The 6,863-nt window shown below is 35.6% G+C and carries 4 protein-coding genes and 1 pseudogene; 3 read left to right on the top strand and 2 right to left on the bottom strand.

What is annotated here, in order from left to right:
• Positions 1 to 322: 322 nt before the first annotated feature.
• The gene (locus tag U8D43_RS11255; protein ID WP_335871275.1) at positions 323 to 664 is read left to right on the top strand and encodes a hypothetical protein; all 342 of its coding nucleotides are present in this window, start codon (positions 323 to 325) and stop codon (positions 662 to 664) included.
• A gap of 124 nt (positions 665 to 788) precedes the next feature.
• Here U8D43_RS11255 and U8D43_RS11250 read toward each other — a convergent pair.
• A pseudogene (locus tag U8D43_RS11250) lies at positions 789 to 3,790 on the bottom strand (Tn3 family transposase).
• 313 nt (positions 3,791 to 4,103) lie between these two features.
• Here U8D43_RS11250 and U8D43_RS11245 point away from each other — a divergent pair.
• Both U8D43_RS11245 and U8D43_RS11240 read left to right on the top strand, forming a co-directional pair.
• A complete protein-coding gene (locus U8D43_RS11245) occupies positions 4,104 to 4,352 on the top strand; it encodes a hypothetical protein (protein WP_335871274.1) in 249 nt (82 codons plus the stop codon).
• 957 nt (positions 4,353 to 5,309) lie between these two features.
• Positions 5,310 to 5,888 (top strand): hypothetical protein, encoded by a 579-nt coding sequence (locus U8D43_RS11240; RefSeq protein ID WP_335871273.1) that lies wholly within the window; start codon positions 5,310 to 5,312, stop codon positions 5,886 to 5,888.
• Positions 5,889 to 6,061: 173 nt separating this feature from the next.
• Here the strand turns inward: U8D43_RS11240 and U8D43_RS11235 are convergent, their stop codons facing one another.
• Positions 6,062 to 6,580, bottom strand: a complete 519-nt coding sequence (locus tag U8D43_RS11235) for a hypothetical protein (protein ID WP_335871272.1) — start codon at positions 6,578 to 6,580, stop codon at positions 6,062 to 6,064.
• Between the last annotated feature and the right edge of the window lie 283 nt (positions 6,581 to 6,863).

Below are 6,863 nucleotides of genomic sequence, written 5' to 3'. Positions count from 1 at the left end.
AAATGAAAAACTTTTATTAAAGCGATTAAATAAACTTGTTCATAGTAAACTTCTTCAAGTACTAGACTAGCATTGCTTTCGTCAACAATCTGGACATCTATTTGGACATCCTTACAAAATTCTGAGCAAAAGGGATACTCATTTAAATATATTGAACCAAGTTTAAAAAAGTTAATGTATTATGATAATTTAGTTTGGAGTGAAGTTGAAAGTGCAATCTTCAGGTCAATTACAGGGACTGGTTTAAAGGATACCACTTGTAGAAGTATTGCTTTTTGGATAACATACGTTATGAAGTGGTTTTTCTAAGGAGGAATTTATTATGAATGAAAGAGAAAGAGAAGAATTAGTAACTACCCAAATACGCTTGCAAAATGCAATAATTTCTCTTTATGAGCATCTCGCTCCTGGTTTTAAAACACGAGATTTTGTCATATTAAAATATGGATTATCTTCATTAGAAAGCGATAAGCTAGAAAAATTTTTAATAGATCAACAGATACAAAAGAAAATTCCTACCAAAAAGGATATTCAGGTCAAATTGGCGGAAATACAAGATTTGCCTTTAGAAAGTATACCGTTAGATAAAGTTGAAGAAATTATTCAAGGATATTCTTCTGATGGAATAATGAATAAAATGTTAGAAAAAGTGTTGAAAAGTTAAACAAAGAAACCTCATTGTGCAATCGAACGTTCTTCTTGAATTCTTCGAATCTAAGTTCCATGAAAAAGCAGCTATATCATACCCTGATATTAGCTGCGTTATTTTATCGATTAGAATATGATAACTACGATATTTTCAACTTAATAGGTATTCGTTGATCCATATTAAGTTGAAAGGTTCCATAAGGATTCACATGATTATAAAATAATGGTGTTAATTCTCTAAAGTCTTCAGGAGTCATTTTCTTCAACCAATACTGGTTATTCTCATAGAGAACCTCTTGAACCATTAAGGTATTGATGTAAACAAAACAGTTTTGAAGCAATTGAAGCGATAAGACTGACACCTCTTAGTCTTCTAGAGAATTAGAACGCATCTCACTATTTTTCCCGTAAAAAATGTAGCTATTAACGGAGTTCCAGTGTTCAACAGTATTTAATCCCTCATGGATTTCTCTACCAACTTCTTCAAAGTGTAAATAATTACACAAGAAGATCGTTTTGATTGCTTTTCCTAACTCACAAAGCGCCTGATAGGTAGGATGTTTTGTATCCCTGGTAAATCTCTTTAAAATCGATTCTGCTGATGCAGTTCCAAACCGCAAAGCCGTTGCAAACTTTATGATCTGTTCATATTGTTGACGGATGATATCCCAGTTAATTGGTCTACTTAAAACCTCTTGTAAATGAGGATACTCCTCATTCATACCAGTTTCTGGACGATATAGCTTTTGAGAACCGATATTTTTAAAGCGTGGCATCAGTTTAAAGCCAAGTAGATGACAAAAGGCAAAAGCGACAACACCTTGTCCATGAGTGTCGACATAATTCCGGTCTACTTCCATGTCCGCACAGTGACGAAGGACCCCTTCCATCAAAGCCGCCACTTCCGAAGAAAGGCAAGACTTAAGTTGAGAGTAGATACAAGCTGACTTTCGATCTGTATGCCAATAGATCATAACCCCATGCTTTTTATATCGAGGATGCCATTCAGTAAGAAGATTTTGATCCCATGATCCAAAATGTTTTGAATCGGGCGCACATGCAGTGGTAGCTTCTCCCCATACTTCTTTCATTCGATTGTAGATGATATGGTTGGTAACCTCTGCATTCGCTTTACGTAAGTGATCTTTATGTATGAATTTTTGACGGATATAGCGAAGCTCTCGATAACTATCGGTGTTGCTTCCTGCAGAAACAGCTTTTAAACCTGTATTGGTTCCTAGTCCAAATAACCCCCGTAGGAGTCGACGTTGAATCGTTTTTCGTTCCAGGATTTCTCGATCTGCTGTAGTCTTAAAATGCTCAGTGAAATCTGTATGAAAATCGGTTTCTTTTAATAAATCTAATAAATTTATATCCGACCAGCGATTCTTGATTTCATATTTGATTTGAGCCAAATGTGGGGGATCAGGCTGTTTCTCTAAAGGAGAAACTCGAATCCACCCTTTATTATGTTTGGTCGTAATGGCGACTTGCTGATTATTCTTTTCTTCAAATCCATAATTCAATAGACTTAGCCGATCCTTCATTAACTGTTTGATTTCGGAAATAAACAAATCTGCTTCAATGGGTACTTTCAATGCTTGAAAATGTTCTTCTTTACGCTCTTCAAAATCTTGAGGTAAGACTTCGTCAGGATTTCGATATCGATCTGCACCCTCAATCCACACCTCTTTACAAAGAAGTCGAGTACGAAGTGATTGTAATACTGCAATTTCATAATTAATTCGATTCACTCTCTCAATCCCTTTATTATCTGTTTCAATAATGATACTTTTCCATTTGTGTTGGATAACTCCATCAATAGGGACTTCATCTCCGATTGGAAAATAACGTTGGCCACTTTCGCCATACTCTTGAATAAGTTGGATGGCTTCAATTACAGGCTGATGAAATTGATTATTTGAGCGAAAAGTAAGACTTTTAAATATTTCAGAAAGTGATTTCCGATAATGTCCTTGATAAGAAGAGTGCATTTTTGTATAGATTTTCCCTTTGTACTCCCTATTATTTCTTGTCATGTCCTTAATAATCTCTCGAATCACGTCAGAACCAACTATCGGGAATATAGTATCTTGGATGACTCCATCTGTGTGATCGACTACAGCTTCTAGTAAATTGATTATGTGTTTATTTTTCCCTTTTACTCGTTCCAATTCTTCCATTTCCTCTTTACGTGTAGTTTTCATGGCTTTGTTTCCTAACTTGTGTGTGATTTCATCTAAAAGATCAGCTAAAGAGTCAATGATTTCAGCAAGACGATTGGAAAATAAAATGGCAAGTAGGGTGTAACGAATTGGTTCAGGATGTGCGCGTAACTCGGTTACAGTCTCAGTAGCTGTACGGAGCCGATATTTTTCCACTAATTTCGGAGTCATTTGCTAACATAAACCGTCAGGAATTTGAAGATGTTGAATGGCGAGCAGTTTTCTAATTTCCATTTCCATCGTATTTACACTGGGTTTACCAGGAGAGGATAGTAGTTGCCGAAAAGTTAAAATGTCGTTGCTTTCTTCATCAGGAATTTCAGATTCGAAAAAACCACTGGCACCTTCAGCTGAATAGGATTCAAGGAAGGCATCTAATCGTGAACAAGTCTTAGGGGAAAGTTTCTGATGGGTGGTCTTATATAAATCCTTTTCAAAATGATCAATGGCAGATTCAATCATTCGCTTCAAGCTTCCTTCAGAGGGAGGCTCGACTTTCCATGTCCGAAAAGACTATATGTTTGATTCTTTAAGTAATCGGTATCATGTGAAAATTGAACTTGTTCTCCTAACCATTTAGTGAGAAGAATATTGTCATTTGCAGTAAGTTCTCGAAACCCGAAAAGATTACGTATTGTTTTTCGATGTTCTGTGTAACTTCTATCTTTTCCACCCCAACCATAATTGTCAAAAAATTCTTCTATAGAGGAATCTACTTGATTAGCTAGGTGTTGAACTATATCTAGTGGTCCATCTTGCTTCGTATCAGGAAACTGAGCTTCCTGTTGAAAATATTTAAGAAGAACGGCGAATCCTAAACGGTTTGCGCTTGACTTCTTACTCAGCACTAAATGGTTTTCGTTAGGTAATAAGCTAAAATATTTATCAAGTTCTTTTTGATTCCAATTTCTTTTCAATGGATATCCTCTTCTCTCTAGGTCATTTATATACAGTATAAATTTCGACATAGAAAGCTTCAATCATAGTTTGCGTAATTTTCAAAAAACTAATTTACTTTATTTAGGATTTTTCCTACGGACTAGAACAGCTACCCTGTCACTAGGCCTCATAGGTATGTAAATATTAAAGGTACAACCCATTACAATAGTTAAAATTCCAACACAATGATAAGTTTCAAGTCGAACATTCAATCATATGAAAGGTATTTAATTGATAGAATGGAATATGTATGCTTCATGGACAGAAGTTGCTGGATGGTTTTGAGCATTAATGGGCCTTGTATCACTAGTAGCAGAATATGGTACTGGTCCAGCAGGATGGATTGGAATTGGAATTGGAATTGCACTATACTATGGTGAGGCTCGTGCTACTCTTGGAGGACTAGCTTCAACTGTTTTTGTAACATATTCGAGACTATCTTTAAGCCGATATGCTGCTCAATACTGTCAAAACTTTAGGGATATATTATATTATAAAAATTGGGGTACGGTATCTATTATTCTAGTAAACGGATTCTAAATTGTGATATAAAAAAACTCCAACAAGAGGTTTTTTATATTTTCCCCTCTTTTATCCACCGAAAAATCGTAACACTTCCAAATATTCCAACTAATAAAACCAATATAGACATAGTTGTATAAATGCCTACAACATTTAACTCTTTTAACCCAGAGAAATTACTGAATATAAAATAAAGTAAAAAGAAGAATGCCAAATATAGAAAAATAATAGGTATAATCCATATCGCCCTTACCAAATTATTGCTCATATGCTCACCTCATATTAATCTCATTTACCTTAATATACTATTAATACTGTAACCAATAGACACCGTATAATCATTATTTGTTTATTTTTTCTCAATTCTGAAAGTTTACCTAAATACCTTGATTCTTGCAAAAAAACTATCCTATCAAAAATAGTCTAAACGTGCCTCATTGACGGAGCTTTTGTCGTTTCTGGAAATAAAAAAGGACATTTTTACATTTCTGAAGAAATTTTGGTTACCACCCCAAAATCCATTAAAAAGGAGAATGTCCATTATTTATATAACCAAATATTCCCATATAGTCAAATTTATTTTTGCTTTAGGCCTAGGTTTTTCTAAACTCCAAACTCATCACCTGTCGACTTTTATTCATGGAATCATTTTGACAGATGGGAAGAAAACAGCCTCCAATATTCAAAGATCGACCCGTGGGACAAGTCACTTAAGCTGTATAACAAAAATTTCTAAACCAGTCTTCTTGGTGTCCAATTCGCGCAAATCGTAGACGTATACATTTTATGATGAGTAAAATCAAAAAAACTTGCGAAACAAGGAGATACAAGCCCCATCATCGTTCTCACTCTGATGGGAAAAGTGTTTGGTCTCCTTGTATTGTGACTGCCCACGTTGTAAATGAAGGGTATTCCTTTGCTTTCAAATATCGATCCTGCTTCAGAGAATCCTACTGCAGCGTCAAAGGGTAGCACTTGATTGGTGGGCTACGGACAAACCGAAAAATTTATCCAGCAGGCGTTGGAATCAAATTGTCCCAATTTATCTCTGATTATAACCGGAGTGATGATCTTCATCCCGTTACGGTGGGGCATCTCCGATATAAAATATACTCGTATGAAGGAAATCTCAGTGACACTGAGAATGCTAGGGTCTTGGTGTCCTGGATGGATAAATACGATTCAAAGAAAAAAGCGTTCTGTCGCCTCTGTACGGTCTCCAGCCTGAATCTCGTAACAATCTTGAGCTACTATGAAGTGCGTTGGCACATCGAGACAGGATACAGGTATTTGAAAGATTTGCTCGATTTTGATCATTACCAGTTACTTTCGTACAAAGGGATAGAGCGATATTGGTGTATACCATTTCTTACCTATAACTTCCTCGAATGTCAGAGGAAAGAGTGGGACAAGGAAGGGATTATCACCATTGGAGACACCGTTCGCCGAATCCGAAAGGACCATTTGGGTCAGTTGATTCTTTATACTTGTGAGCAAGGGACCGCTCAAACCCCCTTCACAGAAGTAGTAAAACGTCTAAATTTCTCGGCTTAAAAACCAAATACCTTTACCCTTCTTTTAGTGCGGCCATTTTTGAGTGATAGTAATAAAATTGCAAGACTCAAGTAAAGTATTAGACTTGAACTTGAAAATAAAATTGGATGCTAGATCGATAATACTAAAAGTAGAGGAGAATGACGTTTACCCTACAATTATCATAAGTTCAATTACGGAGAGGTTACAGTTAACTCATAAATGTAATAATAGATTCCTGGATTCCCTAGTGGAATCACATCTATTCTAGGAGATCCATCATTAACCCGAGTCTGTAAAGAGGTTTCACTAATAACTTGATTAAATCGAATATTCTCTTCGTTCTCTACTGTTTGTGAAGTGTAAGCAATAAAATTCCCTCGAATTGTTGGATCTTCATTCCTGTCTATCCGATATATCGTTAAACTTGCTGCATTGCTATTCGCTCCGCTTAAGTTGATACTATCTCCACTTCTGTTTCTTATGTTCATAGTCACATTTGTAGCAAACTCCTGACTAGGAACTTGAAAAAAACCTGAACCAGTTTGTACACTATCGGTCCCGCCTGAAGTTAAAAGGTCTCCACCAGACCGTGATCCCTCTACCTCAAATGTCCCAATACCAGGAATCGTTAAGAAGAGTGAAAAAGATAGTGAAATGAAGTCTAGGTCAGGGCATTTGGATTCTTTTGAATATCTATTAGAATTTTTCATTTAGATTTTCTTTCCTTTCACATAAGATATTTACCTTATACCTTATGTAAAGGAACTTGAGCTTGTCACTTTAAAATAAAATAATAGTTATCAGTCTATTGATCCTTAAAAAGTAGCGGAAAAAGATCCTTATCTTTTAAGAAGATGAAGATTACATTAAGAGATCCTGGTAGAATTTTAACATTTGCTCATAACATACTCTTTCAAGTTCTTTCGATCATTCATTAATTAGGTAGAATAAATCTAATCAAATGAGCATTACTACTTTTTAGAACGTGGACAA

The organism is Bacillus sp. 2205SS5-2, from assembly GCF_037024155.1.
GTDB lineage: Bacteria > Bacillota > Bacilli > Bacillales > Bacillaceae_K > Bacillus_CI.
This window is presented reverse-complemented; position numbering and strand designations above follow the sequence as displayed.

Excerpts from the sequence above, each read along its gene's own strand:
- U8D43_RS11255 (WP_335871275.1), top strand. The coding sequence starts at position 323 with ATGAATGAAAGAGAAAGAGAAGAATTAGTAACTACCCAAATACGCTTG.
- U8D43_RS11245 (WP_335871274.1), top strand. The coding sequence starts at position 4,104 with ATGGGCCTTGTATCACTAGTAGCAGAATATGGTACTGGTCCAGCAGGA.
- U8D43_RS11235 (WP_335871272.1), bottom strand. The coding sequence starts at position 6,580 with ATGAAAAATTCTAATAGATATTCAAAAGAATCCAAATGCCCTGACCTA.